This window comes from Nonomuraea thailandensis (assembly GCF_024172165.1).
In the GTDB taxonomy this organism is placed as follows: Bacteria; Actinomycetota; Actinomycetes; order Streptosporangiales; family Streptosporangiaceae; genus Nonomuraea; species Nonomuraea thailandensis.
Genome location: NZ_JAMZEB010000002.1, coordinates 11,851,580 through 11,877,764, shown reverse-complemented (window position 1 = coordinate 11,877,764; position 26,185 = coordinate 11,851,580). Strand labels below are relative to the sequence as shown.

The following is a 26,185-nucleotide window of genomic DNA, read 5'->3' as shown; positions in this document are numbered from 1 at the left end:
GCACCGACGAAACCACGGCTCACCCCTCTCGCGGATCGTCCCTGAGCACCTGCGCCGCCTTCCGGCAGGCCGCCAGCGCCGCCCGCGCGTACGCCGGGGAGGCCCCCGCCAGCCCGCAGGCCGGCGTCAGCACCACCTGCGCGGCCAGCCGGTCCGGCTCGAACCCCAGCCGCCGCCACAGCTCCACCGCCGGTTTCGCCACCACGCCGGGGCCGGCCAGCCGCGTGTCCCTGCCCGGCACGACCCCCATGAACAGCGCCGTCCCGGCCTCGAACAGCTCGCCCAGCTCCTCCTCGTCCCTGCGCCGCAGCAGCGCCGCGTCCACGGACACGGCCCGCACCCCCGCCCTGCGCAGCAGCGCGTACGGCACCCCCGGCGCGCAGCAGTGCACCACGGGATCCTCGAACGAGCGCAGCGACTCCTCCACCCGCCACTCCTCGACCGCCGCCAGCCGCCCGAACCCGGAGGCGGTCGGCACCGTCCCCGCCAGCACCCCGGGCAGCCCGGGCTCGTCGAGCTGCAGCACGATCTCGGTCACGCCGGGCAGCCGCCGCCGCACCTCGGCGCAGTGCTCGGCCACCCCCTGGGCCAGCGAGGCGGTCAGGTCGCGTACGGCCCCCGCGTCGGAGAGCATCTTGTCCCCGAACTTGAGCTCGATCGACCCGGCCAGCGTCCACGGCCCGCAGACCTGCAGCTTCAGCGGCCCCGTGTAGTCGTGGCCGATCTCCTCCAGCCCGTCGAGGTCGCGCCGCAGATGGTCGACGGCCCGCTGGTGGTCGCGCCCCGGCCGGTCGGCCAGCCGCCACCCGGACGGCTGCACCTCCACGGGCAGGTCGACGAGCAGCGCCGCCGTGCGCCCCACCATGTCGGCACCGACGCCTCTGGCAGGCAGCTCCGGCAGGTACGGCAGCCCGGGCACCTCGCCGAACACGACCCTGATCGCCTCAAGATGATCCTCACCCGGATGCGAACCGACCCCGGTGGCTTCCCACGTAGACATGGGCACAAGCGTAGGCTCTGCCGAATGAAGCTCACGAAATTCGGCCACGCCTGTGTGCGTGTGGAGAAGGACGGCAAGGTCCTGGTCATCGACCCGGGCACGTTCACGGACGGCGCGGCGCTCGACGGCGCCGACACGGTGCTCATCACCCACGAGCACGCCGACCACGTGGACGTCGACAAGCTCAGGGCGGCCTCACCCGACCTGGAGATCTGGACGTGCGAGGGTGTCGCGGCGGATCTGACCGAGGTGCCGGCCAAGGTGCAGGTGGTCCGGCACGGCGACGGCTTCGAGACGGCCGGCTTCCGGGTGAAGGTGTTCGGCGAGTGGCACGCCAAGAACCACCCCGACCAGCCCATCGTCCAGAACGTCGGCTTCCTGCTCGACGACGAGCTGTTCTACCCCGGCGACGCGCTCACCGTCCCGCAGGCCGAAGTGGGCACGCTGCTGCTGCCGACCGGTGCGCCGTGGCTGAAGCTGTCGGAGATGGTGGAGTACCTGCGTGAGATCCGCCCGGCACGGGCGTACTCCACCCACGACGCCCTCTACAGCGAGATCGGCCTCGGACTGGTGGACCGCTGGCTGGCCATCGAGGCCAGGCACTCGGGCGCCGACATCCGCCGCATCCCGGTCGGCGAGTCGACCACGCTCAGCTAGCCGAGACGATGGTCGCCGAGCCGATCACCGTCGCCCCGGAGTACAGCACGGCCGCCTGGCCCGCCGCCACGCCCGTGGCGGGCCGGGCGAGCTCGATCGTCAGCCCTCCCCCGCGCTCCTCGAACGCGCACGGATAGACCTCGCCGTGCGCCCTGAGCTGCACGGTCAGGTCGTCACGGCCGGACGGGCCGTTCCACACCGGGGCGCCGCAGGTGATCGTGGTCACCTCCAGCGCGGCGCGCGGGCCGACCGTCACCGTGTTGGACACCGGCTCGATGGACAGCACGTAACGCGGCCGGCCGTCGGGCGCCGGCCGGTCGATGCGCAGCCCCTTGCGCTGCCCGACCGTGAACCCGTGAGCCCCCTGGTGGCTGCCCACCACCTCGCCGCTCTGGTCGACGATGGGCCCCTCGGCCGCGCCGAGCCGCTCGGCCAGGAAGCCGCGTGTGTCACCGTCGGCGATGAAGCAGATGTCGTGGCTGTCGGGCTTGTCGGCGACGGTCAGGCCGCGCCTGGCGGCCTCCTCGCGCACCTCGGCCTTGGTCGAGCCGCCCAGCGGGAAGATCGCGTGCCCGAGCTGCTCGCGGGTGAGCACGCCGAGCACGTACGACTGGTCCTTGCCCTGGTCGACGCTCCTCGACAGGACCCCGTCGACCAGCTTGGCGTGGTGGCCGGTGGCGACGGCGTCGAAGCCCAGGGCCAGCGCCCGGTCCAGCACCGCGGCGAACTTGATCTTCTCGTTGCAGCGCAGGCAGGGATTGGGGGTGCGGCCGGCGGCGTACTCGGCGACGAAGTCTTCCACCACGTCGCGCTGGAAGCGCTCCGCCATGTCCCAGATGTAGAAGGGGATGCCGATGACGTCGGCGGCGCGGCGCGCGTCGCGCGAGTCCTCGATCGTGCAGCAGCCCCTGGCTCCCGTGCGGTGGGATTGGGGGTTGGCCGACAGCGCAAGGTGGACACCAGTGACGTCGTGACCGGCCTCGGCGATCCGAGCGGCGGCCACGGCTGAGTCGACGCCGCCCGACATGGCGGCAAGCACACGCAGTCCCATGACCGTTCCAGCGTACTGTCCGCCCGGGAGTGCGCGACCATGGCCTCGGTCTGGGAGTATTCGACCATGCGACTGTTCGGGCGCAAGGACGCAGACGAAGGGGCCGCCGGGCCGGCCGAGGCCATCGCCGGATTCTGGGCGTGGTGGCAGGAGGCGAGGCCGCGGCTCGACGCCCTGCTGGGAGCGGGCGACGTCGAAGGGGTGGAGGAGCTGCTCACCCCGGCGGTCGCCGCGATCGACGCGGGCCTGGCCTACGAGGTGGCCCCCGGCAAGGAGGCCGCGCACGCCCTGGTGGTGACCGCGGCGGGCGACGCCGAGCTGCGCTCGCTCGCGCACCGCTGGGCCAAGGCCGCGCCGCCGTCCGACCTGCTGTGGGAGTTCCATCCGTCGCGGCAGGCCAACCCGCTGGCGGCGGAGCTCAGGATCGACGTGGGCGACCACGAGTTCGGGCTCAGCAAGCTCACGCTCGGCCTGCGCGTGCCGCGCAACCAGCCCAGGGTCGACGTGGCCGCCTACCACCCGATCTTCGGCGAGCTCGACGAGGACACCCGGATGGAGACCACGCTGCTGGCCCTCGACTGGCTGCTCGGCGAGGACGACGTGGCCAGGTGGGTCGGCGAGATCACGGCGGTCACGTTCGAGCCGATCGACTCCGTGGCGGCGGCGCACCTGCCCGCCGTCGTCGCCGACGTGGCCTCGGGCTACTCCGAGGAGGAGTGGCTGCTGCTGGAGGGCCAGACCGGCACCGGCGCGCCGCTGGTCGCCACGGCCCGCCACCCGCTGCGGCCGGTGGACCATCCGCTCTTCGACCAGCACATCGCGATCACGCTCCCGTACGCGCACCGCGACGAGAACGGCCTGCCGGTCGGCGACTCCCTGACCGCGCTGCGCGACTTCGAGGAGCGCCTGGCCGCCCGCCTGCTCAAGCTGCGCGACGACGCCGTGCTGGCGGCGCACCTCAGCGCCGAGGGGCATCGGGTCATCCACGTGTACGCCGACCCGACGGGGGATGCGGCGATCCACGCCAAGGAGCTGATCGTGGGGTGGGAGGAGGGCGAGCCCCGGGTGGACGTGGGCTCCGACCCGGCCTGGACCGCGGTGGCGCCGTTCCTCACCTGACCCGCCCGCGCGGCCCCGCGCCCGGCGCCGCCACACGGCGGACGGCCGGGAGGCGGGTCTAGCCGAGGCCGGCGCGACGGGCGCGTTCGACCGCGCCGGGGAGCACCTCGATCAGCCGGTCCACGTCGTCGCGCGTGGAGGTGTGCCCCAGCGTGAAGCGGAGCGAGCCGCGGGCCGCCGCCGCGTCGGCCCCCATGGCCAGCAGCACGTGGGACGGCTGCGCGACGCCGGCCGAGCAGGCCGACCCGGTCGAGCACTCCACCCCCTTGGCGTCGAGCAGCATCAGCAACGCGTCGCCCTCGCAGCCGGGGAAGGAGAAGTGCGCGTTGCCGGGCAGCCGGTCGACGGGATCGCCGTTGAGCACCACGTCGGGCACCGCGTCGCGGACGCGCCGGATGAGCTCGTCGCGCAGCTCCGCCAGCCGCCGCTCCAGCTCCTCCTGCTCCCGCACCGCGCTGCTGACGGCGGCGGCCAGCCCCGCGATGGCGGGCGCGTCGAGCGTGCCGGAGCGCACGTCGCGCTCCTGCCCCCCGCCGTGCTGCACGGAGACCGGCGTCATCCCCCTGGCCAGCAGCAGCGCCCCGACCCCCATCGGCCCGCCGATCTTGTGGCCGGTGAGCGTGAGCGCGTCGGCCCCCGAGCCGGAGAACGACACGGGCAGCTGGCCGACCGCCTGCACCGCGTCGGTGTGGAACGGGATGCCGTGGTCGTGCGCGATGGCGGCCAGCACGTGGACCGGCTGCACGGTGCCCACCTCGTTGTTGGCCCACATGACGCTGATCATGGCCACGCCGCCGGGGTCGCGCTCGACGGCGGCGCGCAGCGTCTCGGGGTGCACCCGGCCGTGCTCGTCCACCTCCAGCAGCTCCACCTCGGCGCCCTGGCTGTCGGCCAGCCACTGGGCGGGGTCGAGCGCGGCGTGGTGCTCCACCGAGCTGATCAGCACGCGCCTGCGCGGGCGGCGCGCCCAGTAGAGGCCCTTGATCGCGAGGTTGTCGGCCTCGGTGCCGCCGGAGGTGAACACGACCTCGCTCGGCCTGGCCCCGAGCGCGCCGGCGATCGTCTCGCGCGACTCCTCGACCACCCGGCGCACCTGGCGACCGGCCGCGTGCAGCGAGGAAGCATTTCCGACGCGTTTGAGTTGAGCCGTCATGGCCTCGATCGCTTCGGGCAGCATGGGGGTGGTCGCCGCATGATCAAGGTAGGCCGACGGTCTGGTCACGTGCTCAGGGTATCTCGTTTGCAACTGTACCGTCCGGACGGTACAGTTGGGGTATGCGAAGGGACGAGCTGTTGGACGCGGCAGAGGATCTCCTCTGCGACCAGGGCTCGGCCGCGCTCACCCTGGCGGCCGTGGCCGACCGGGCGGGCGTGAGCAAGGGCGGTCTGCTCTATCACTACGGCTCCAAAGAAGCCCTCATCAAGGGCATGGTGGAGCGGTTGATCGAAGACTTCGACGCACTGATGGCCGCCCAGCCCGGCGACACGTACACCGAGCGCTACCTGGGTGCCACCCTGGCCGCCGTCCGCTCCGGCAGGCTGCGACGATGGGCGGTCGTCACGGGGGCGTCGGGCAACCTCTTCCTGCTCGCGCCGCTGCGCGAGGCCATGACCCGATGGCATCGCGAGGAGCTGAGCCAGGAGCCCGACCCGGTGGCCTCGCAGATCGTCCGCCTCGCGTGCGAGGGGCTCTGGGACGTGGCCAGCCACGACCCGGAGCTGAACACGGAAGCGGATCTCCAGGCCCTGGAGCAGCGCCTCAAGGCGCTCATCACACCTACGTCCGCCTAGGTCCCGCCCCCTTCGTCCCGGGCCGCCGCACCGGCCGGCCCGCCTCTCACCCTGCCTCGACGTCGCGGCCCGCATCCGGGCCGCGGCCCACGGCGTGCCCGCGTGCCGCTCCCATCCGGTACGGCACCACCCCCGCACCAGAGCAGGCCCTCGCCGCCGGCCTCCCGACCGGACGGAACCGCCCCTTGACGCGCGCCGCCCGCCCCCGGAAGGCGCCAGAAGAGCGGCGTTCGGCGGCCCTCGGTGCGCGCCCCCGCAACCCGCCCACCATGCCCGATTTATCCAGAAAATTATGAACTTGAGTGAGGTAGCCATATGACCCGCGAGCTGAGGAGCGCCCGTTACGGGGCGGTCCTCACCTTTGTCCTTGCCGGCCTGATGGTGGGCACGATGACCGTGCGCATCCCCGCCCTGACCGACAAACTCGGCCTGTCCGAGGCCATGGTCGGGACGATCCTGCTGGTGTGGGGCCTGGGCGCTCTGGTGACCATGCAGTCCATGCGGCGCGTCATGGCGCGCGTGGGCAGCCGGACGCTCCTGCGGGCAGGCGGCCCCCTGACGGCGCTCGGCCTCCTCGGCGTGGCCCTGGCTCCCGACCTTCCCCTGCTCATGGTGGCCGTGGCGCTCTTCGGCATGGCCTTCGGCACCGTGGACGTCGCCATGAACGCCCAGGGTTCCGCTGTCGAGCAGGCGTACGGGCGCCCGCTGATGAACGGCATGCACGCCGGCTGGTGCGTGGGCGCCATCTCGGCGGGCGGGCTGGGCAGCCTGGCGATCGCCGCCGGCCTGCCGTTCACCGTGAACGTGGCGCTGATCGCCCTGGTCTCGCTGCCGGTCATGGTGCTGCTCGGCCGCACGTACCTGCCGGAGCCCCCGGTGGCTGAGAACGCGCGGCAGGGCCGCCGGCGCATGCCTCCGATCGTCTACCTGCTCGGCACGATCATGTTCTTCGCGTTCATGGTCGAGGGCACCGTGGCCGACTGGAACGGCCTGTACATGCGCGACGAGCTGGGCGCGCCCGAGGCCGTGGCGGCGCTCGGTTACCCGGTCTTCGAGGCGGGCATGCTGATCGCCCGGCTCACGGGTGACCGGCTGCGCGTCAGGTTCGGGGTGCGCGGGATGATGACCGTGTCCGGGGTGGCCACGGCCGGGTTCTTCGCGGTCGTGCTGCTCGCGCCGGCGGCGCTGGTGGCGGTGTCCGCGATGTTCTTCGTCGGCCTCGGCGTGGCGACGATCTCGCCGCTCACGCTGTCGCTGGCGGGCACCGCGACCGACGCCCCCGGGCCCGCGATCGCCCAGGCCGGCGCCATGGGCTACGCCGGGCTGCTGCTCGGTCCCGTGGTGATCGGGTTCCTGTCGGACGCGACCTCGCTGCGTACGGCGCTCGGCATCGGCGTCGTGCTCGGCGTGCTGATCGCGGTGGCCGGACGGCTGCTCCCGCGCCAGGAGCCGGCCGAGCCGGGCGCCCTGCCCGCACGCGAGACCGTGGAGGCCGCCGCCTGACATCATCAGGCGATGGATCTTGAGCGGAAAGTCCCCTTCGACGTCGCCGCCTACGTGGAACGCGTGAAGTCCCGCCCCTGCTTCATCTGCGCCATCGTGGCCGGCGACCCCGGCCACGCCGACGAGCAGATCGTCTACGAGGACGAGCGGCACCTGGCGTTCCTGCCCCGCCACCCCACCGTCCCCGGCTACGTGCTCGTCAGCCCCAAACGGCACGTCGAGCACGTCGTGCGCGACCTCGGCGAGCACGACTTCCACGCGATCATGGGCTTGGTCAGGAGGGTGGCGCTGGCCGTGGAGTCGGTGGTGCCGTCGGAGCGCACGTACGTGCTCTCCCTCGGCAGCCAGCAGGGCAACGCGCACCTGCACTGGCACGTCGCCGCCCTGCCGCCCGGCATCCCGTACGAGGAGCAGCAGTTCCACGCGCTGATGTCGGAGAACGGCGTGCTGCCCCGGACCAGGGAGCAGGCCGAGGAACTGGCCGCCCGCCTCAGGGCGGCGCTCTCCTGAGACGTTCCCCGCCGCCGCTGCCTAGCCCTGCTGGGTGAAGTCGCCGTACGTGGGCCTGCCCGCCGGCCGGTAGACGCTCAGCACGCAGCCGCTCCCGGTCGTCCTGGACTCGGCCAGGCCCATCGCCACCGGCGTCCGCCCCGGCTCGAACAGCCGTCGGCCACTGCCCAGGACGACCGGGTACGTCCACAACCGCAGCTCGTCGATCATCCCGTGGTCCAGCAGTGTCCCGGCGAGGGCGCCGCTGCCGTGGATCTGCAGCTCGCGGCCGGGACGCGCCCTCAGCTCCGCGACCTCCTTCAGCACGTCGGACCTGATGATCGTCGTGTTGTGCCACGCCGCCTCGTCCAGCGTCGTCGAGACGACGTACTTCGGCAGGGTGTTCAGGCTGTGCGCGACCACGTCGTCCGCGCCGGTGACGGCCGGCCAGTGCGCCGCGAAGATCTCGTACGTCCTGCGGCCCAGCAGGAACGCGTCCGCCTCGGCGAACCACCGCTCGGTGTAGGTCTCCAGCTCCTCGTCGGCGTAGGGGAACTGCCAGCCGCCGTGCTCGAAGCCGCCGCTGGGATCCTCGGTGGGCGTCCCCGGCCCCTGCATGACGCCGTCCAGGGTCAGGAACGTGGCCAAGGTGATCTTCATGATCGTGCTCCCATCGGTCGCCGGACGTCTGTACCGATGATGACCTGCCCGGCGGACGGAACTCATCGTCAGCTCGGCTGCCCGGTGGGCATGATGGTGACCTGCTGGAGGTTCGCCCGCGGCGGCAGGCAGGCCAGGAACCCGATCGTCCGCGCGACGTCCTCGGGCGTGAGCCACTCCATCTCCTGCTTGGAGCCCTCCAGCCAGGCCCGCGCGCCCTCGTCGGTGACGTGGCCCTGCAGCTCGGTGCCGACGATGCCCGGCTCGATCGCCGAGACCCGCACGTTCTTGGCGCCCAGCTCGGCCCGCAGGTGCCGCGACAGGTGCGTGACGAACGCCTTGGTCCCGGAGTAGACGGCGAAGTTCGGGAAGATGTTCTGCGCCGCGATCGACGAGGTGTTGATCAGGTCGGCCACGCCGCGCTCGCCGGCCGCCGCGACGAGCTGCGGGACGAACGCGCCGATCGCGTTCATCAGGCCCGTGACGTTCAGGTCGATCTGGCGCTGCCACTGATCGGCGGCCAGCTCCTCGACCGGGGCGGGCAGCATCACGCCCGCATTGTTGAACAGCAGGTCGGCGCCGCCCAGCTCGGCCGCCACCCGGTCGGCGGCGGCCCGTACCGCCGCCGCGTCGGTGACGTCGGCCGCCAGCGCCAGCGCCCGGCCCCCGGCCCGCTCGATGCGGGCGACGAGGTCGTCCAGCCGCTCCGCGCGCCGCGCCAGCACGGCCACCCGCGCGCCCAGCCCGGCCAGGTGCTCGGCCGTGGCCTCGCCGATCCCGCTGGAGGCACCGGTGACGACGGCCACGCGTCCGGAAAGAGAGGTGTTCATGGTGTCCACGCCCTTCGACGTCCCGCGCGGCCGGTCGCCGCGCTCCTCCAACAGCACACCAGCCACGACCCCCCTCGTGGGGTGTCCGACACGGCCCTGACCAGGCAGGTAACCGCGAGACAGGTACTGGCAGGGCCACCCCGGCGACCCCGCCGGTCCGCGGGCGGGGTCACACTGGAGGCATGGACCGCAGCCGCGAGCTCGCCGACTTCCTGCGCACCCGCCGCGCCCGGATCACGCCGGACCGCACGGGGCTGCCCGCCGACGACCGCCCCCGCCGCGTGCCCGGCCTGCGCCGCGACGAGGTGGCCAGGCTGGCCGGGGTCAGCACCGAGTACTACACGCGGCTGGAGCAGGGCCGCGCCGGCAACCCCTCGCCCGAGGTCACCGAGGCGCTCGCCCGGGCGCTCCAGCTCGACCCCGCCGAGCGCGAGCACCTCACGAACCTGCTGACCCGGCCCGCCCGCCACGCCCCCATCAGCCCGCAGCGGGTCAGACCGGGCCTGCACCTGATGCTGCAGGCCCTCGACCACGTGCCCGCCTTCATCCTCGGCCGCCGCACCGACGTCCTGGCCGCCAACCGCCTGGCCCGCGAGGTGCTGACCGACTTCGACGCCCTGCCCGCGACGCAGCGCAACCTGGCCCGGTACTACCTGCTCGACCCCGAGGCCCGCACCCGTACCGGCGACTGGGAGCGCATCGCCGCCGAGACCGTCGCCATGCTCCGCCTCGAAGCCGGCCGCCATCCCCGCGACCGCCGCCTCGCCGACCTAGTCGGCGAGCTCACCCTGCGCTCGCCCGAGTTCGGCACCTGGTGGAACGACCACCGCGTGCTGCGCCGCACGCACGGCGCCAAGCACTACCACCATCCGCTCGTCGGTGAGCTGCACTTCTCCTACGAGTCGCTCCAGCCTCCCGGCGACCCCGACCAGACGTTGTGCGTCTACAACGTCGAGCCAGGCTCCCCGACCGCCGACGCCCTGCGCCTCCTGACGAGCTGGACGGCCCCCGCCCCCTCGTCCTGACCCGTCTGACCCGATCACCGGGCTGCCGGGACGAACGAAGGCAGGCACCTGCTGGGCGTGCCCGAGGCGCGGATCGAGACCGGTCCTGAGCCGCCCGCGAGGCCTGACACCGCACCGTCCGAGTACCGCCCCTTCACCCGCCCGAAGTGGCGGCGCGCTGCCTGAGGATCTTCGCCGTGGCCTCGTCGGCGGGCAGGAACGCTTCGAGCCGCAGCTCGGACAGCGTGACGTCGACGGCGGTCGCGAACGACGTCAACGTGGTGATCAGCCGCAACTCCCCCTCCGGCGCCCGCAACCGCAGCGGCACGGCGAAGCCGAGATGTTCGGCCGGCGCATCCGGCTCCGGCAGGTACCCGTCCAGCTCGGCGATGAACTCGTCGAGCCCCGGATCGGGGCTGCGCAGCGCCTGCTCCCGCAGGCTCCCGGTGATGTGCCGCCCCCACTCGGCCAGGTTCCCGACCCTGCGGGCCATCCCATCGGGATGCAGGGCGAGGCGAAGCACGTTGACCGGCGGCTCCAGCAGCGCGGGCGCGACCCCCTCCCCCAGCACCATCCCGAACGCCGCGTTGGCGGCCACGAGCTCCCCGTACGGCCGGACCACGACCGCCGGATACGGCAGATGCCCTTCGAGGATCCGTTCCAGCGCTTCCCGCACCGGACCGAGCTCAGGCGCGTCCAGCCCCGACTCGGCATAGACAGGGGCGAACCCGGCAGCGAGCAGCAGCCCGTTCCGCTCCCGCAGCGACAGATCCAGCGATTCCGCCAGCCGCACCACCATGGCCCGCCCCGGCCGGGACCGCCCCTGTTCGAGGAAGCTCAGGTGGCGCTGAGTGGTGTCCGCCCTGATCGCCAGATCGAGCTGGCTGAAGCGGCGCCGCGTCCGCCATCGCCGCAGCTCGCGGGCGAACCGATCAGGCTTCGTCGACACCGTCATGCCCCCATTCATACTGCAACCCCGCCGCTGCGCCATTCCCTGCGGGGAATCGCGGGACCGCCTGCCCTGACCGCAGACTGCCGGACATGAGCAACACCTTCGACGTGCAGCAGTGGGCCGGCCGTTACGTCGCCCAGTGGAACGAGCCCGACCCGGCGACGCGCAGCGCCCTCATCCGCGAGTTGTGGGCGAAGGACGCCGTCCACATCCTGACCGACCCGCCCGAGGCGATCCGCGACGCCGCCGCGGCCATCGCCTTCCCCGTCCCGCCGCTGGAGGTCCGCGGCCACGATGCCCTGGACGCGCGGGTGACGCGCGCCTACGAGATGTTCGTGGAGCCGGGCGAGCATGTCTTCGAGACGGCCGGAGAGGCGGTCGCGCTGCTGCCGCGGGTGGTCGGGGTGCGGTGGTCGATGGTGTCGGTGCGTACGGGTGAGACCGTCGGCGGTGGGCTGGACGTCCTGGTGCTGGACGGCGACGGCCGGGTCCTCAGCGATCACCAGTTCATCGGGTGAGGTGCCGCGTTCTCACGAGATCGCCCGTATGGGGACCGCGAGTCCGCGTTCGAGGACGGACGGCGAGATCGCTCGAACGGCGTTCGCTGGTGATCTGGATCGCCGGCGCGGTGGTGACTGCCACCGGTCACCAGTACGCCGCCGGGGCCGAGAGGATCTAGATTGAGCGCGCTGCATCCGCGAGGAAGTGAAGCCCCGACCGGCGTACCCTCCTAGCCCGACCCTCGGTGAGGCCATGACGCGCATCGAAGACCGCACGCCCCCGCTCCCGCGCCACCCCGTCCGAACGGACAAGATCGCCCGCGTTGGTGCGTCCTGGCGCCACCGGATCTCGGCTCCCTTCATCCTTACCGCACTCCTGGGCGTTGCCGCCTTGGCCTGCGCCATCCTCCTCCCTCGCCACCTGCTCGCCTGGGATCTGGGATCGGCGCAGCCGCCGGCGGACTACGCGGCCGCCGTGAACAACGTCCGTACAGGCCTGCTTCAGGGAGTCGGAGGTCTGGTGCTGCTGATCGGCGCCTACCTCACCTGGCGCCAGCTCCAGCTCAACCGCTATGGACAGGCCACCGAATCGTTCGCCACCGCGATCGCCCACCTGGGCGACCCCAGCGTGGACGTCCGGCTCGGCGGCATCTACGCATTGGAACGCATCGCACGGTCCTCCACCGCCGACCGCCGCACCATCGGTGAGATCCTCACCGCGTTCATCGGCACCCGCACCCGCGCCCCTCACAGGACCGCCCACGACGCCCGGCGCACGGCCGCGGCCTCCGGCGATCCGGTCAACCTCGCCCTACGAGCTCCCGACATCCACGCGGCACTCACCGTCCTTGGCCGTCGCCCATCGGTGAGGGGCCAGGTGCTCGCTCTGGACCGGGTGGTCCTGCCCAAGACCAACCTCGCCTCCGCCCGGCTTCACGATGTGGATCTCCACTTCAGCGATCTGACCGAATCCTCCCTCGTCGGCATCGATCTGACCCGTGCGGATCTGTCGGGAGTACGGCTGGCCGGTGCGATCCTGGCCGACGCGGTCCTCTATCAGGCCGATTTACGTGACGCCGTCCTGACGGGCATCATCGCCGAGGGTGCCGACATGCGCGCCACCGATCTGAGCAAAGCCGACCTGCGCAACGCCAACCTGCGTGGCGCCCGCCTCGATTACAGCGATCTCCGCGGAGCCGCTCTGAGCGGAGCCGTACTGACCGACGCCTCCCTGAAGCGGGTGGTCTTCGATGAGAGCACCGTCTGGCCTGACGGCTTCGAGCCCTCCTTGATCGAACCAGCACGGCTGCGATCGCTTCCACCCGTCCGTCCTCGGTCCTACGACGATTTCGCCGTCCGGGACGAGTCAGCCGAGTGAGCGAGCGCGTATGACGGACTGGCCCTGATGTCGGTCGTCGGGCGGGCGGCAGAGCAGCGATCAGCTTCTCGGCTGCGATCCCTGATCTCGTCGCGGATCGCTCGCAGCCAGGGTGACCCGGTGTCTGCGGCCCCGTCGGCCCACGCAGCGGCGCAGCGGCTTCTGAGCGGGGGTTCGGGGGGCCGCGCCCCCCGATGTCACAGCCCGGACCGCATGGCGCGAAGCGCCCCATCGGGAGGACCGCGCTTGTAGAGCCGGGGGTTCGGGGGGCCGCGCCCCCCGATGTCACGGCCTGAGCCCCATGCGCGTAGCGCCGAGGCGGGAAGACCGCGCTTCCCCCGGGAACACCTCTACTTGCGCTTCGTGACCTCCTCGGTGAGCTGGGGCACGATCTGGTGGAGGTCGCCCACCACGCCGTAGTCCGCCAGCTCGAAGATCGGGGCCTCAGGGTCCTTGTTGATGGCCACGATCGTCTTCGCCGTCTGCATGCCGGCCCGGTGCTGGATGGCGCCCGAGATCCCGGCCGCGATGTACAGCTGCGGCGACACCGTCTTGCCCGTCTGGCCCACCTGGAACTGGTGCGGGTACCAGCCGGCGTCCGTGGCGGCGCGGGAGGCGCCCACCGCGGCGCCGAGGGCGTCGGCGAGGCCCTCGATGACCGAGAAGTTCTCGGCCGAGCCGACGCCGCGGCCGCCGGAGACGACGATGGCGGCCTCCGTCAGCTCCGGCCGGGCGCCCTTCTCCTGCTTGACCCGCTCGACCACGCGGGCGGCCTTGGCGGCGTCGGAGAGGGTGACCGCGACCTCCTCCTCCGTCCCGGCGCCGGCGGCGGCGACGGGGGCGGTGGAGTTGGGGCGTACGGCGACGATGGGCGTGCCCTTGCGCACCCGGGAGTGCACGTTGACGCCGCCGCCGAAGATGGACTGGTCGGCGACGAAGCCCTCGCTCAGGCCGACGGCGTCGGTGATGACGCCCGAGTCGGTCTTGATGGCCAGGCGGCCCGCGATCTCCTTGCCCTCGGCCGTGGCGGCCACCAGCACCGCCGCGGGCGACTTGCCGGCGACGAGCTGGGCGAGCAGCTCGGCCTTGGGGGCGACCACGTACTCGACGATGTCGCCGGCGCCGGCGACGTAGATCTTCTCGGCGCCGTACTCGGCCAGGCGGGCCTTGGCCTCGGGCGTGATGCCGGGGCCTGCCCAGACAGCGGCGGGCGTGCCGAGGGAGCGGGCCAGGGTCAGCAGCTCGAGCGTGACCTTCTTGACCTCGCCTTCGGCGTGCTCAACGAGAACGAGAATTTCCGACATTTCCGTTTAACCCCCGTTCTCAGATGAACTTCTTGGACGCCAGGAAGTCGGCCGCCTTCTCGCCGCCGTCACCCTCGTCCTTGACGATCGTGCCGGCCGCGCGCGGCGGAGCCGCGGCGAAGTCGACGACCTCGGACCAGGCGGCGGCCAGGCCGACCTGCGCCGCGTCGATGGAGGCGTCGCCGATGGCGAGCGTCTCGACCGGCTTCTTCTTGGCCGCCATGATGCCCTTGAACGAGGGGTAGCGCGGCTCGTTGATCTTCTCCACCACGGAGACGACGGCGGGCAGCGGAGCCTCGACCCGGTCGTAGCCGTAGTCGGTCAGCCGCTGGATCGAGATGGCGCCCTTGTCGACCTCGACCTTGTTGGCCAGCGTGAGCTGGGACGCGCCGAGCCGCTCGGCCAGCATCGCGGCCAGCACACCGGTGCGCGCGTCGGTCGACTCGGAGCCCAGGATGACCAGGTCGAACCCGATCTTCTTGAGCACCTGGGCCATCGCGTACGAGGTGGACAGCGCGTCCGAGCCGTGCAGCGCGTCGTCGCTGAGGTGGACGGCCTTGTCGGCGCCCATGGCCAGCGCCTTGCGGATGGTGTCGGTGGCCTTGCCCGGACCCATGGTCAGGACGGTCACCTCACCGCCGTGGGCCTCCTTGAGCTTCAGCGCCTCTTCGACCGCGTACTCGTCAAGCTCGTTGACCACGCCGTCGGCGGCGTCGCGGTCGAGCGTGTTGTCATCGGACCGCAGCTTGCGCTCGGTCGCCGTGTCGGGGACCTGCTTCACGCAGACGACGATGTTCATGGCCGGTGGCCGACCTCCCGTAGTTCGCGTGCGCCCCCGCCTCGCTGCGGTGGCGCCGAAATGCATCTGTCCAGACTGCCAGGTGCCCGCGGGGCATCCGACAGAGGGTCTGCCGTGGTTTCGCCGTTATGTTACCCATCGGTAGCTTGCGCGCAAACCACCGGCACGTGTGATCCGCGCGTTACCACCCCTACCATACCGAACTTTATTCGGTTGCTGCTCACGCGGACAGCAGGAACACGACTCCCACCACCAGGGCGGTGCCCGCGAACAGCGCCAGGGTGAACGTGCTGAACATCGCCGCCAGCCCGAAGCAGAGACCCACCGCCCCCGCCACGCTGACCACATCCGCGATCAGGCGGCCCCGCCGGAACCGGCCGCGGGAGAACAGCGCCACCCCCGCGTCGGACACGACACCCAGCGCGTACGCCGCCAGCAGGAACAGCGACACCTCGGGCAGCGGCTCACGGGCGGCGGCCGCCAGCAGCGACACGAACAGCCCCGAGCCGATCAGCCAGCGCCTGCGCACCTTCTCCCGGTGCCTGGCCCTCGACTCCTCCACCGAGCGGCGATAACGCTCCTTGCCGGGCTGCCACTCCCTGGTGTTCGTCTCGTCGGCGACGGCCTGCCGGGCGCGGGCGCGCGCGGCGCGCGGCGCGCGCGGGACCGGTTCCACGTTCAGCCTGGCGCAGATCTGCGCGGCCGTGGGCCGCGCGGCCGGATCGGTGGACAGGCACTCGCGTAACAGCGGCTCCAGCCACTCCGGCACGCCCTCCAGATCGGGCGGATGGTGCACGACCCGGTAGGCGACCGCGGAGGCGGGCCCCTGCCCGTACGGCTGCCGCCCGGTGGCCGCGTACGCCAGCGTCGCCCCGAAGGCGAACACGTCGGCCTCAACGCCCACGGCCCGCCCTTCGAGCACCTCGGGCGCCAGATAACCGGGCGTGCCGACCACCGCGCCGGAGGCGGTGACGGACAGCGAGTCGAGCGCGCTGGCGATGCCGAAGTCGATCACGACCGGCTCGCCCTCGGTCATCATCACGTTGGCGGGCTTGAGGTCGCGGTGCACGACCGCGGCCTCGTGCATCGCGAGCAGCGCGTCGGCCAGCCCCGAGGCCAGCCGCCGCAGGTCCGCCACGGGCAGGGGCACGGAGCTGAGCGGGCGGCCCTGCACGTACCGGGTGACGAGGTAGGGCCTCGGGCCCTCCAGGGAGGCGTCGAGCACCTCCGCGATGTGCGGCCCGCCGACCATGCGCATGGTCTCCACCTCGCGCGCCAGCCGCGCCAGCGCCACGCCGTCGGCGGCCACGTGCGGGTGCAGGACCTTGACCGCGACCGTACGGCCCTCAGGGTCGAGCGCCAGGTGCACCTCTCCGAACCCGCCGGCCCCCAGACGGGAGAGAAGCTCGTACGGGCCGAGGCGCTCGCTCATACCTCATCTCTCCCCCGCGGGACCGGCAGGGACACTCAGGACCAGGGATTCAGCCACCCCAGCCCCAGCCCGTTGAGCAGATCGCCGATCAGCCCTGTGATCAGGCCGATCGTGCTCTGCCTCGCGTCGCTCGCCAGGTCGTTGATCACCGATTCCGGCGCCCGCCACGGCGCCCACGAGGTGTCCTGCCCCAGCGCGAACATCACCGCGAACAGCGCCGCCGTACCCACCAGCACGACCGCCACCAGGGCGGCGCCGGGGCTGCGCAGCACGCCGGTGAGCGTGCGCGTGACGGCCTGACGAGGCGCGCCGCCTCCCGGCAGCACGAACAACCCTGCCGCGAAGGCGCCCGCCGCGTACGCCGCCGCCTCGTTCACGCCCATCTGCCCGGCCCAGTACAGCACGCCCCAGACGCAGACGCCGAACAGCAGCGCCAGCGGCACGTGCACCACGGTCACGAGCGCGGACTTGACCAGCGCCCACGGCGTGCCGACCAGGGCGAGCAGCGGGTCGGCGGCGCTGCTGCCGCGCACCTGGCGGCGCTTGACCAGGTCGCCGAAGAGGTATTCGCCGATGCGCAGCACGAACGCCAGCGCGATGGCCACCGCTCCGGCCATGACCGGCATCATGACGGTCAGCGCCACCAGCGTGACGAGCAGCAGCAACCCGACGACCTGGCTGCCGAACAGGTAGCGCTTGCGCTCCGACGGCGGCGTGTACTGCGGCGGCGGGGTGTAGGGCCGCACCGGCGACGGCGAGGTGGGTGCGGGCACCAGCCGCCGGTCGGGCGGCGGGTGGCCGGCCACGCGCTGGTCGGGATGGGGCGCGGGCCTGGCGGACATCGGCGCGGGCACGTACGGCGGCGGCCGCTCCTCGCGCCGCTTGGGCCGCTCCTCACGCCGCTTGGGCCGCTCCTCGTGCCGCGTCGGCGTCGGCGAGGGCGGCGGCGCAGCCTGGCCGTACTCGACCGGCGGCAGCAGGTCGGAGAACGTGTCCATGGTCCGCGTGCGGCCCACCGGTTTCGTGCCCGTCGGGCCCTCGTTGAACGTGGTCACCGACGGGTCCAGCGCCTTGGCCATCCGCAGCAGCTCGTGGGCGCCGGGCCGGGCCGACGGCTCGACCTGCAGCGCCCGGCTGAGCCAGCCGCGCAGCCACGCGGGCGCCTTGTCGATCTGCGCCCGCCCTTCCATGATGTTGAAGCAGACGGACTCGAACGTGCCCGTGCCGAACGGCGGCGCGCCGGTCGCGGCGAAGAACACCGTCGAGGCCAGCGCGTGCACGTCGGCCGCCTGGGTGATGTCGGAGTCGCGGATGATCTCGGGCGCCAGGTAGCCCGGCGTGCCCACGAACATGCCCGTCTGCGTCAGCCGGGTGGCGTTGACCAGGTGGGCGATGCCGAAGTCGATGACCAGCGGCCGCTCGTCGACCAGCATGACGTTGGACGGCTTGAAGTCGCGGTGGATCACGTCGGCCGCGTGGATGGCCACCAGCGCCTGGCACAGCCCCTGGGCGAGCTGGATGACCTGGCGGGCCTCCAGCGGGCCCTCGGCCAGCACGGTGTCCTCCAGGGTCCGGCCGGGGGCGAAACGGGTCACCACGTACGGCTGGCTCCCGACGAGCTCGGCGTCGATCACCTCCGCGACGAACGGGGAGCGCACCCTCCGCATCGTCTCGACCTCGCGGGTCAGCCGGTCGCGCGCCTTGAGGTCGGCGGCCACGTGGGGATGCAGCACCTTGATGGCGACTTCGCGTCCCTCACCGTCGAGACCGAGGTGGACGACCCCCATGCCACCCTCGCCGATCTTCCTGACGAGGCGGTACGGGCCGAGGCGTTCTGGTGCTTGGGTGCTCATCGCCACCTTCCCCGCGTCATCCCCCGGAATTCCCCCCTAGCTGGTTGAGTTGCCTCGCCACTTCTCCGACGTTCAGCGGAGTCCATACGGCCTCCCCCTCCGGCTCGTCCCCGAAAGTGCTGGATGCGAGGCCCAGCGAGAGCGCGGCACCCGCCGCGAGGACTCCCGCCATCACCATCGCCGCTGTTCTCGAGGGTACGAGCGATGAGAGCGTTCTGCGCATCTGTTTGCCCGGACCTTCGACGCCGGGGCCCGCGCAGACCGTCCACAGTGCGATCGCCGCGCCCCAGGCCAGGGCGTAGTAGGAGTCCATCCCGGCCACCACGGTGAGCAGCAGGGTGACGGGCAGCCCCAGGATGAGCGCGTAGAGCACGAGCGCCAGCGTGATGCCCGCCGACTTGGCCAGCGCGCCGGGGAAGGCGAACACCCTGACCACGTCGAGCGCCGCCGCGCCCGCCGACCGCCTGGCGGCGAGCTGGGGCTGCGCCAGGTCGGCCGCGCGCAGCAGGATCGCGACGGGGACCGCCACGATCGCGACCAGCACGGGCTTGAACACGGCCGCGACGATCATCAGGATCAGCAGCATGGCGCCCGCCACGCCGTACGCCCGCGAACGCTGCAGCGGCTTGCCCGGCTGCGCGCCCGGGATGTACGGCTCCCGCTTGGTGCTCAGCCGGTCGGGCTGGGCGGGTGGGAACTGCGGCTGCGCCGGGATGTAGGGCGGCGGCTGCATCGGGATCGGGTTGGGCCGGCCGTAGTCGGGGGTGTCAGGACGCCCCTCGGGGCCGGCGGGCCTGCCGAGGTTGGGGCCCGACTGGGGGCCCGGGTTCATCCTGCGGTAGTCGGGCGAGTCGGGGCGCACCCGTCTCGTGGGCACGTCGGTCTCGCCGTGCGCGGGCGCGGCCGGGCCGTTGCCGCCGGCCTGCGGCGACTGCGGCGGGTAGACCCCGGCCTCGCGCTGGATCTGCCGCAGCTCCTCCGGCGACACCCTGCGGGTCGGCCACGGGTCGGGCTGGTTGGGCAGCAGCGAGACGTACTGCTGGTCCTGCGGTTGCGGCTGGGGCGGCTGCTCCTGGTTCTCCAGCAGCCGCTTCGGCGTCACCGGGGGCGTGGAGATGTCGTACGACGGCCGCTCCGTCACCTTGGGCGGCTCGGGGCGCGGCTCAGGACGCGGCTCAGGACGCGGCTCAGGGCGCGGCACGGTGGAGATCTCGTCGGGCGAGGAGCCCTGCGCCGGCTTGGGCAACATCCTGGCGGTCTGCTCGGCCAGCTCGGCGGCCTTGGGCCGCTTGTTGGGGTTGCGCTGGAAGGCGGCCTTGAGCAGCGGCTGCAGCTCGGCGGGGGCGGCGCTGATGTCGGCCTTGCCCGCGGTGATGTTGTAGAAGATCATCTCCAGCGTGCCCTTGCCGAAGGGCGGCTGGCCCGTGCCCGCGTACAGCAGCGTGCCGGCCCACGCGTGGATGTCGACCTCGGGGCCCGCCTCCTGGCCCTCGATGATCTCGGGCGCGAGGTAGCCGGGCGTGCCGATGAACATGCCGGTCTGCGTCAGCCGCGTGGCGTCGACCGCCTGGGCGATGCCGAAGTCGATGAGGACCGGCTCGCCGTCGAGGATCAGCACGTTACCCGGCTTGAGATCGCGGTGGATCACGCCCACCGAGTGCACGACGGCCAGCGCCGAGGCCACCCCGTGGGCGACCCTGAGCAGCGCGGGCAGGTCGAGCGGCCCGTCGTTCTTGACGATCTCGTCGAGCGGCGGCCCGGGCACGTAACGCGTCACGATGTACGGACGATGACCGGTCACATCGGCGTCGAGCACCTCGGCGATGTACTTGCTGCGCACCCGGCGCATGGTCTCGACCTCGCGCGAAAGCCGTCGCCTGGCGACCTCGTCACCGGCGACCTCTCCGCGCAGGACCTTGATGGCCACCTGCCGCCCCTGAGGGTCGACAGCGAGGTGGACAACGCCCATCCCGCCTTCACCGAGCCGCCTGAGCAGCCGGTAAGGGCCTAGTCGGTCATCGTTCATGGCATGAAGCACCATACCGGCTTAATCCCCGCCCACGAGATGAACCATGAGGCCACATTCCCACTCGTACAACGTCCAGAACGGCCTCATCGGTTTCCCATCCAACGGTCTCGAATCGGCCTCAGTTTGCCTTCAGCCGGCCAGCGAGAGCACCTCTGCCCTCTTCAGCCCGGCCAGTGCGGCGCCGGAGACGGCCAGCTTCGATCTGCGCACACCGCTTCCGATCACCACCCTCGGGTGCTCCGCGACGTGCGTGTCCACCAGGATCGGCCACTCCTCGGGCAGGCCGAGGGGCGTGATGCCGCCGTACTCCATGCCGGTCAGCTCGACCGCCTCCGCCATCGGGGCGAAGCTGGCCTTGCGGGCGTCGAGGTGCCTGCGCACCACGCCGTTCACGTCGACGCGCATCGTCGCGAGCACCATGCACGCGGCATAACGCGTCTCGCCGCCCCGCTTGGCCGCCACGACGACGCAGTTGGCCGACTCCTCCAGGGTCACGCCGTACCTCTCGCAGAACGCCGCCGTGTCGGCCAGATCGGGATCGATCTCGGCCACCTCGGCGCCCTCCACGTTCGGCACGGCCCGGACCACAGGATCGGCCAGCAGGTCGGTCCGTCCGGTCGCGGGCACCCAGTGCAACGTCATTCCATCTCCTCGATCGCCTCTCCCAGGAGCCTACTTGCGCTTCCGGGAGCAGCGGGCGACGTCACGGAGACTGCAGGACTCTCCTGTGCAACTGAGTGACGGCGCCGCGTGCGGACTCCATGGCCCCCGCCTGCCAAGCGATCAGATGGGTGAGCCAGTCGCCCGCGAAGTAAACCCTTCCGGCGGGGCGTTGCAGAAGAGTGAAGGACGAATCAAAGGACGGCCAGCGCACCCAGCCTCCCTGGATGTGCTCCTGGCGTTCCCAGGCGATGGAGACGCTGGACAGCACGTTCTGGCGGTACTTCTCGCCGTGGATCTTCTTGCCCTGGGTGAGCGCCCTGCGCCGCCTGTCCTCCGGGGTGAGCGCGCCGTACAGCTCGGCGACGCCCTCGGTGTTGTAGTAGCCGACGAGCAGGCCGCGCTCGGCGTGGTAGTCGTGCGACGGGTACCAGATGTGGGTCAGGTCCAGGTCGGTCTCGGTGACGCCGCCGTAGATGCGGTCCTCCAGCTCCCACCAGCGCCTGCCGTACTCCAGGCCGATCTTGCCGGCGGCGATCGGGACGGGGGTGCTCAGCGCGGCCGTGATCGGGGCGCCGAGGTTGTGCGGGATCTTGGCGAGGAGGTGGGGCGGGAGGGTGGCGACGCAGTAGTCGGCCTTGAGGGCGCCGCCGGTGTAGGCGACCTCGACGCCGTCGTCCAGGGTGGTGATCCCGGTGACCTTGGCGCCTGTCCTGATCCTGTCCTGGCCGACGGCCCGCTGGAGCCCGGTGACGATGGCGTCCATGCCGCCGACGGGCTGGAACATGGGGGTGGCCTGCTCGTAGCCGAAGTCGTTGGTGATGGCGCGGCCGGTGCCGGCGGCGAGGACCTGGTGGAGGGTGCCGGGGTCGGGCATGGGGATCCCGCCGTCCACGGCCGGGAATCTCGTGAATCCGCGGCGTGCGGAGCCCTCGTAGTCGAGCTTGGGGCCCAGGTCGCCGAAGCGCCTGAGGAATTCCAGCAGGCTTTCCCTGTCGTCCTTGGTGAGGGTCTTGTCCAGGGCGCCGAGGTCGGTGGCCTTGGCCAGGAGTTCGGCGATGTATCCGTACATGTCGGCGCGGGCCGTGCGGGCCCTGACCGTCCGGCCGTTGGTGTGGACGTAGGCCGAGGCGTTGTTGTTGATGAAGGTCTCGATGGGGATGCCCAGCTCGCGGCAGTAGTCGAGGGTCACCATCCACTGGGCGATGCGGCCCGGGCCCGCGTTGAAGTAGACGCCCGGGCCGAACCTCACGTCCTGGGCGGGGCCGTTCAGCTCGGTCAGGCGGTCGCCGGCGCGCAAGGTGAGGTTGCGTCCGCCGGGCTTCTGCCGGGCTTCGAGCAGCGTGCAGTCGTAGCCGGCCTTGCCCAGCTCGTACGCGGCGGTCAGCCCCGCCACGCCGGCGCCGATGATCACGACCTTGGCCGAGGCCCTGCCGCTCAGCGTGAAGTCGCCCTGGCGCGGCGGCGTGTACTCCTTGTCCTGGCCGGTGGGGGCCAGGCCGAGCGCGCCCATGGCGGCGTACATGGCGCCCGCGCCCCCGGCGGCGCCGATCCCGACGAGCAGCCCCCGCCGGGTCAGCGCCCCGCTCCTGCTCCTGACCCCAGGGCCTGCAGAGGCGGGGCTGCCGGGCTCGGGCCTGTCCGGCTCGGGCGTGCCGGGCCCGGGGGTGCCGGGCTCGGGGGTGTCAGCCATAGGGCCCGCTGCCGCAGGCGACCTGGCCGGCGATGCTCGCGAACAGGCCGAACAGGGCCATGATCTCGTTGAAGTCGCCGGTGGTGAACTCCGTGTGCCGCGGGCCCGCCGACTTCACGCCCGGGATCAGCGACACGGCCGCGGCGATGGCGGTGGAGTTCCACTCCACCCCCAGCGTGTACGGCGCCTCCACCACGTACGGCGTGAAGTCGTTCAACCGCCCCAGCGCCCGAGCCGTGGCCTCACGGATCCGGGCCTGGGCGACGCTCGGCGGCAGCAGCTCGGCCGAGAACTTGTCGATGCCCTTCTTCACCGCGACGGTCTCGACGTCGCCGAGCAGTTCGCGGGCCTCCTCGCCCACGGCCTCGTCCCCGGTCACCAGCACCACCGGCACCCCGTGGAACCCGGCGCAGGCCGCGACCAGCCGCGTCTCGCCGCACAGCTCGCCGTTGAGGTGGACGTTCTGGATCTCCTTGCCCATCCACGTGTGGTTGAGCACCCCGTGCGGCACGCCGGCGCGGGCGTGGTAGCCCACGAAGCCCGCCGCCTGGAACGAGCCGTCGAGCCCGTGCGCCATCCGCTGCGCCTTGCCGGGGCCCCTGATCAGGCTGGCCCGGGGGTCGAGGAGGTCGATGCGGAGGTTCTTGGTGGAGCCGTGGGCGTCGTTGACCAGCACGCCGCTCGCGCCGGCCTCGAAGGCGCCCGCCACGGCCGCGTTCGCGTCGGCCGTCATCAGCTCGCAGCCCCGCTCGTACCCGCGTTTGCCGGCGTGCATCTCCTCCGGGTCGGTCAGACCCGTCACGCCCTCCATGTCGACCGACAGATAGACCTTCACGCGCTCCCCCACGACTCGACTCTGCGCACCTCGGACTCCGTCATCAGCCCCACGTTCGCCTCGATGAACCCCGCCGCCTGCGCCCGCCACCGCTCCGGGATCTCCTCCAGGGCTGGCGGGTAGCAGTGCTCCAGCCAGCTCGTGGACTCCTCCGACACGTCGAAGTAGTCGAGCGCCTGGGCGAACAGCGTGTTCTCGATCCCGGGAACGCGGGCCAGCCCGTACTGGATCATCTCCTGCCCCCCGTACGGCGGCTTCCTGAGGTACTTGCGGGCCATGGGGCGGTCGGCGGTGATCGGCGTGTCGAGCGGGCGGCGCTCCACCGCGGCCTGGATGAGCTCCTTGTACAGGCACTTGCCGCAGTTGCGGCACGGGCCGTCGGTGCCGCGCAGGCACCAGCGCACCTGCTCCCTGAGCGGCGAGCCCAGGGCCAGGCGCATCGTGACGGCCTCGCTCACGCCGCCCACGGGCAGCACGATGTGCACGCCCGCGGCGGCGAACAGGCGGCCCCACCTGCCGTGCGGCGCCCACATCGGGTTGTCGGGGGTGAAGCGCCACAGGTAGCGCCCGCCGCCGAGCCAGCGGGAGCCCATCTCGTAGCCGAAGCCCAGGCCGCCCAGGTCGAGCCGGTCGGCCAGGAGCAGGGCGCCGGCGGCCACCGCGTGGTGCTCGGGATAGCCGGGGCGGGGCTCGGCGAGCGTGTACTCCAGGTCCGAGGTGACCGTGCTCAGCTCGCGGCCGGTCCCGGCGGCCAGCTTGGCCAGCACGTCGGAGCGGTAGTGCGGCCAGCGGTTCGGGACGCGCGGGTGGGCGACCCGGCGGAAGTGCACGAACGGGGCCTCGGGGAAGATCGTGGCCGCCGCCACGGAGTCCGCGCCGCCGCTGTAGGAGATCGCCAGCCTGGCCCCGGGCCGCCGGGGCTCCGCGCCCACCGGCCCCGCCTCGACCCCCCAGCCGTCGTGCAGCGCCTGAGCCAGCTCCGCCGAGACGGCCCTGTCGAACGTGATCCGCCTCCTGGTCCAGGGGGCGACGATCGTCCAGGCGGCCACGGCGTACAGGTCGGGGTGCGCGTCGCCGGGGACCCCGCCGATGGAGCAGGAGTTGATGGCCAGCTTGATCGGGTGCTCGTCGGACGCCCGGCCGGTGATCTCGTCCTCCGGGTGGAGCCGGAAGGTCAGATCCGTGCCGGCGCTCCAGGTCACGCGCACGGTCGCTCCTCGGGCCTGCCCGGCTCGTCGCGACGGGCCCGCAGGTCGTCGATGGCCTGCCAGACCAGGACCTCGTTCTGCAGCACGCCGTCCAGCGCCCTGGCCGTCTCCTGGGCGAGCCGGTGGGTGTCGTCGAGCCTGGCCTTCAGCGCCGGGTCAGGCTTGGCAGCCGCCGCCGGGCGGGCATTCCGCAGCCGCTCGACCTCGCTCTGCAGGGTGGCCATCTCCCGTCTCAGGGTCTGGACCTCCCAGAGCGCGTCCCTGATGTCCTGGCGATGATCGGCGATCGAGATGTACCGGGAGTCGAACCATGTGCGCACGGCCTTTCTGAGCCGGGCAGGGACGGGGACGCGCATCATGAAACGCCACCATAGTGGCAAACCAACATCGGAATGGACGACCCTTACCGAATGCGTTGACTTCTCGTTGCGCCCGGCACGGCGGGCCGATTCGGGCGGCCGGACCTGCCGGAAAGTCCGACACGTCTTGTGCGCGACTGGTAACGTTCAGCGACATGCCCTCCTCCGTGCATGAGGCGCTGAACGCCTTGTTTCGGAACCGGCCCTCCCTCGCCGTCGACCTGCTCTGCGACGTGTTCGACATCGACCTGCCCTCCGACACCCTGGTCGAGGTGGCCTCGGCCGGCCCTGGCGCACCCGCGCCGCCGGCCTGGTGCGAGCCCGCGCACGGCGTCATCGTGGAGCTGCAGCACACCGTGTCCGAGGAGGACCGGCAGGGCTGGGCGCGGCGCAGCGCCGCCCTCTGGTTGCGGCTCAGGCGCCCGGTGCTGGTGCTGGTGCTCGCGCCCGACGCCGGGGTCTGCGACTGGGCGGCGCAACCCGTCGTCACCAGCCTGCCCGGGTACGTTCTGCACCCGCTGGTCGTCGGCCCCGACCAGGTGGCGCCGATCTCCGATCCCGCGCAGGCCGCCGAGTGCCTGGAGCTGGCGGTGCTGTCCGTGCTGTCACACGGCGGCGACGAGGCGGTCGCGGGGACGTTCCTGGAGGCGCTGGCGAAGACGGAGGAGAGCCACGGCGCCCGCTACTACGAGTACGCCTACCGCCTGGCGTCCACCGACGTCCGGCGGGTTCTGGAGGAGACCATGTCGTCCGCCACGTGGCCGGTCTACAGCCCGTTCGCCCGCGAGCACTTCACCAGGGGGCGCGCCACCGGGCTGTCGGAGGGCAAGGCGCGGGCCGTGCTGGCCGTGCTGCGGGCGCGCGGCGTGAGCATCACGGACGAGGCCCTGACGGCCATCACGTCGTGCGCCGACCAGGAGCAGCTCGACGAGTGGGCGCATCGCGCGGCGACCGCCCTGACCATCGACGAGCTGTTCGTCTGAGCCCGTCAACGCTCCCCGCCCAGGGCCCTCGCCGACGTGCGACCGGCCCCCTCCCAGAGACCCCACCGTCCCGCGGGATCTCACCGGTCCCAGGAA

The 26,185-nt window shown here is 72.2% G+C and carries 25 protein-coding genes; 9 read left to right on the top strand and 16 right to left on the bottom strand.

All coding sequences use genetic code 11. The features are described from left to right. Nucleotides 1-19: 19 nt before the first annotated feature. Nucleotides 20-1,000, bottom strand: coding sequence for a methionine synthase (locus HD597_RS59320; protein WP_253757779.1), 981 nt, complete (start codon nucleotides 998-1,000; stop codon nucleotides 20-22). Between the two features lie 24 nt (nucleotides 1,001-1,024). On the opposite strand from HD597_RS59320, the gene HD597_RS59315 reads away from it, so the two are divergent. Next, nucleotides 1,025-1,657, top strand: coding sequence for an MBL fold metallo-hydrolase (locus tag HD597_RS59315; protein WP_253757777.1), 633 nt, complete (start codon nucleotides 1,025-1,027; stop codon nucleotides 1,655-1,657). Here HD597_RS59315 and mnmA read toward each other — a convergent pair. Further along, entirely contained in the window at nucleotides 1,650-2,708 is a 1,059-nt protein-coding gene (gene mnmA / locus HD597_RS59310) for a tRNA 2-thiouridine(34) synthase MnmA (protein WP_253757775.1), read from the bottom strand. The two genes, HD597_RS59315 and mnmA, sit on opposite strands and share 8 nt — an antisense overlap. Before the next feature lie 66 nt (nucleotides 2,709-2,774). On the opposite strand from mnmA, the gene HD597_RS59305 reads away from it, so the two are divergent. Beyond that, entirely contained in the window at nucleotides 2,775-3,827 is a 1,053-nt protein-coding gene (locus tag HD597_RS59305; RefSeq protein WP_253757773.1) for a DUF695 domain-containing protein, read from the top strand. Nucleotides 3,828-3,885: 58 nt separating this feature from the next. Here the strand turns inward: HD597_RS59305 and HD597_RS59300 are convergent, their stop codons facing one another. Further along, nucleotides 3,886-5,049, bottom strand: a complete 1,164-nt coding sequence (locus tag HD597_RS59300; protein WP_308210922.1) for a cysteine desulfurase family protein — start codon at nucleotides 5,047-5,049, stop codon at nucleotides 3,886-3,888. A gap of 53 nt (nucleotides 5,050-5,102) precedes the next feature. Here HD597_RS59300 and HD597_RS59295 point away from each other — a divergent pair, with 53 nt between their 5' ends. The 3 genes from HD597_RS59295 to HD597_RS59285 all read left to right on the top strand — a co-directional run bounded on the left by HD597_RS59295 (nucleotide 5,103) and on the right by HD597_RS59285 (nucleotide 7,631). Then, on the top strand, nucleotides 5,103-5,618 hold the full coding sequence (locus HD597_RS59295) for a TetR/AcrR family transcriptional regulator (protein ID WP_253757771.1): 516 nt from the start codon (nucleotides 5,103-5,105) through the stop codon (nucleotides 5,616-5,618). A gap of 315 nt (nucleotides 5,619-5,933) precedes the next feature. Continuing rightward, nucleotides 5,934-7,121, top strand: a complete 1,188-nt coding sequence (locus HD597_RS59290) for an MFS transporter (protein WP_253757769.1) — start codon at nucleotides 5,934-5,936, stop codon at nucleotides 7,119-7,121. Between the two features lie 12 nt (nucleotides 7,122-7,133). After that, nucleotides 7,134-7,631, top strand: coding sequence for an HIT family protein (locus tag HD597_RS59285; RefSeq protein WP_253757767.1), 498 nt, complete (start codon nucleotides 7,134-7,136; stop codon nucleotides 7,629-7,631). A gap of 21 nt (nucleotides 7,632-7,652) precedes the next feature. Here HD597_RS59285 and HD597_RS59280 read toward each other — a convergent pair whose 3' ends face one another. Then, nucleotides 7,653-8,270: a dihydrofolate reductase family protein gene (locus HD597_RS59280; protein ID WP_253757765.1), complete on the bottom strand. Its 618-nt coding sequence runs from the start codon at nucleotides 8,268-8,270 to the stop codon at nucleotides 7,653-7,655. Nucleotides 8,271-8,338: 68 nt separating this feature from the next. After that, nucleotides 8,339-9,166: an SDR family oxidoreductase gene (locus HD597_RS59275; protein WP_253757763.1), complete on the bottom strand. Its 828-nt coding sequence runs from the start codon at nucleotides 9,164-9,166 to the stop codon at nucleotides 8,339-8,341. A gap of 116 nt (nucleotides 9,167-9,282) precedes the next feature. Between HD597_RS59275 and HD597_RS59270 the strand changes: the two genes are divergently transcribed. After that, nucleotides 9,283-10,125 (top strand): helix-turn-helix transcriptional regulator, encoded by an 843-nt coding sequence (locus HD597_RS59270; RefSeq protein ID WP_253757761.1) that lies wholly within the window; start codon nucleotides 9,283-9,285, stop codon nucleotides 10,123-10,125. Nucleotides 10,126-10,258: 133 nt separating this feature from the next. Here HD597_RS59270 and HD597_RS59265 read toward each other — a convergent pair whose 3' ends face one another. Beyond that, entirely contained in the window at nucleotides 10,259-11,059 is an 801-nt protein-coding gene (locus HD597_RS59265; protein ID WP_253757759.1) for a helix-turn-helix domain-containing protein, read from the bottom strand. Nucleotides 11,060-11,145: 86 nt separating this feature from the next. Between HD597_RS59265 and HD597_RS59260 the strand changes: the two genes are divergently transcribed. After that, a complete protein-coding gene (locus HD597_RS59260; protein ID WP_253757757.1) occupies nucleotides 11,146-11,574 on the top strand; it encodes a hypothetical protein in 429 nt (142 codons plus the stop codon). A 235-nt stretch (nucleotides 11,575-11,809) separates the two neighbouring features. Beyond that, nucleotides 11,810-12,934, top strand: coding sequence for a pentapeptide repeat-containing protein (locus HD597_RS59255; RefSeq protein ID WP_253757755.1), 1,125 nt, complete (start codon nucleotides 11,810-11,812; stop codon nucleotides 12,932-12,934). Between the two features lie 350 nt (nucleotides 12,935-13,284). Here HD597_RS59255 and HD597_RS59250 read toward each other — a convergent pair whose 3' ends face one another. The 10 genes from HD597_RS59250 to HD597_RS59205 all read right to left on the bottom strand — a co-directional run bounded on the left by HD597_RS59250 (nucleotide 13,285) and on the right by HD597_RS59205 (nucleotide 25,106). Next, on the bottom strand, nucleotides 13,285-14,238 hold the full coding sequence (locus HD597_RS59250) for an electron transfer flavoprotein subunit alpha/FixB family protein (RefSeq protein WP_253757753.1): 954 nt from the start codon (nucleotides 14,236-14,238) through the stop codon (nucleotides 13,285-13,287). Nucleotides 14,239-14,257: 19 nt separating this feature from the next. Then, a complete protein-coding gene (locus HD597_RS59245) occupies nucleotides 14,258-15,037 on the bottom strand; it encodes an electron transfer flavoprotein subunit beta/FixA family protein (protein WP_253757751.1) in 780 nt (259 codons plus the stop codon). A 220-nt stretch (nucleotides 15,038-15,257) separates the two neighbouring features. Further along, nucleotides 15,258-16,469, bottom strand: a complete 1,212-nt coding sequence (locus HD597_RS59240; RefSeq protein ID WP_253757749.1) for a serine/threonine-protein kinase — start codon at nucleotides 16,467-16,469, stop codon at nucleotides 15,258-15,260. A 35-nt stretch (nucleotides 16,470-16,504) separates the two neighbouring features. After that, complete coding sequence (locus HD597_RS59235; protein ID WP_253757747.1) at nucleotides 16,505-18,322, bottom strand: serine/threonine-protein kinase; 1,818 nt, start codon at nucleotides 18,320-18,322, stop codon at nucleotides 16,505-16,507. A gap of 16 nt (nucleotides 18,323-18,338) precedes the next feature. After that, a complete protein-coding gene (locus tag HD597_RS59230) occupies nucleotides 18,339-20,348 on the bottom strand; it encodes a serine/threonine-protein kinase (RefSeq protein WP_253757745.1) in 2,010 nt (669 codons plus the stop codon). Between the two features lie 132 nt (nucleotides 20,349-20,480). Next, nucleotides 20,481-20,993 carry a YbaK/EbsC family protein gene (locus HD597_RS59225; protein WP_253757744.1) on the bottom strand — a complete coding sequence of 171 codons (513 nt, stop codon included), beginning with the start codon at nucleotides 20,991-20,993 and terminating at the stop codon, nucleotides 20,481-20,483. A 61-nt stretch (nucleotides 20,994-21,054) separates the two neighbouring features. Continuing rightward, on the bottom strand, nucleotides 21,055-22,704 hold the full coding sequence (locus HD597_RS59220; protein ID WP_253757742.1) for a flavin monoamine oxidase family protein: 1,650 nt from the start codon (nucleotides 22,702-22,704) through the stop codon (nucleotides 21,055-21,057). Then, on the bottom strand, nucleotides 22,697-23,551 hold the full coding sequence (locus tag HD597_RS59215) for a M55 family metallopeptidase (protein ID WP_253757740.1): 855 nt from the start codon (nucleotides 23,549-23,551) through the stop codon (nucleotides 22,697-22,699). Before HD597_RS59215 ends, HD597_RS59220 begins: the two co-directional genes overlap by 8 nt. Next, a complete protein-coding gene (locus HD597_RS59210) occupies nucleotides 23,536-24,747 on the bottom strand; it encodes a DUF6395 domain-containing protein (protein ID WP_253757738.1) in 1,212 nt (403 codons plus the stop codon). The genes HD597_RS59215 and HD597_RS59210 overlap by 16 nt, the downstream gene beginning before the upstream one ends. Beyond that, a complete protein-coding gene (locus HD597_RS59205) occupies nucleotides 24,738-25,106 on the bottom strand; it encodes a hypothetical protein (RefSeq protein ID WP_253757736.1) in 369 nt (122 codons plus the stop codon). The genes HD597_RS59210 and HD597_RS59205 overlap by 10 nt, the downstream gene beginning before the upstream one ends. 155 nt (nucleotides 25,107-25,261) lie before the next feature. Here HD597_RS59205 and HD597_RS59200 point away from each other — a divergent pair, with 155 nt between their 5' ends. After that, nucleotides 25,262-26,089 (top strand): hypothetical protein, encoded by an 828-nt coding sequence (locus HD597_RS59200; RefSeq protein WP_253757734.1) that lies wholly within the window; start codon nucleotides 25,262-25,264, stop codon nucleotides 26,087-26,089. Nucleotides 26,090-26,185 lie beyond the last annotated feature (96 nt).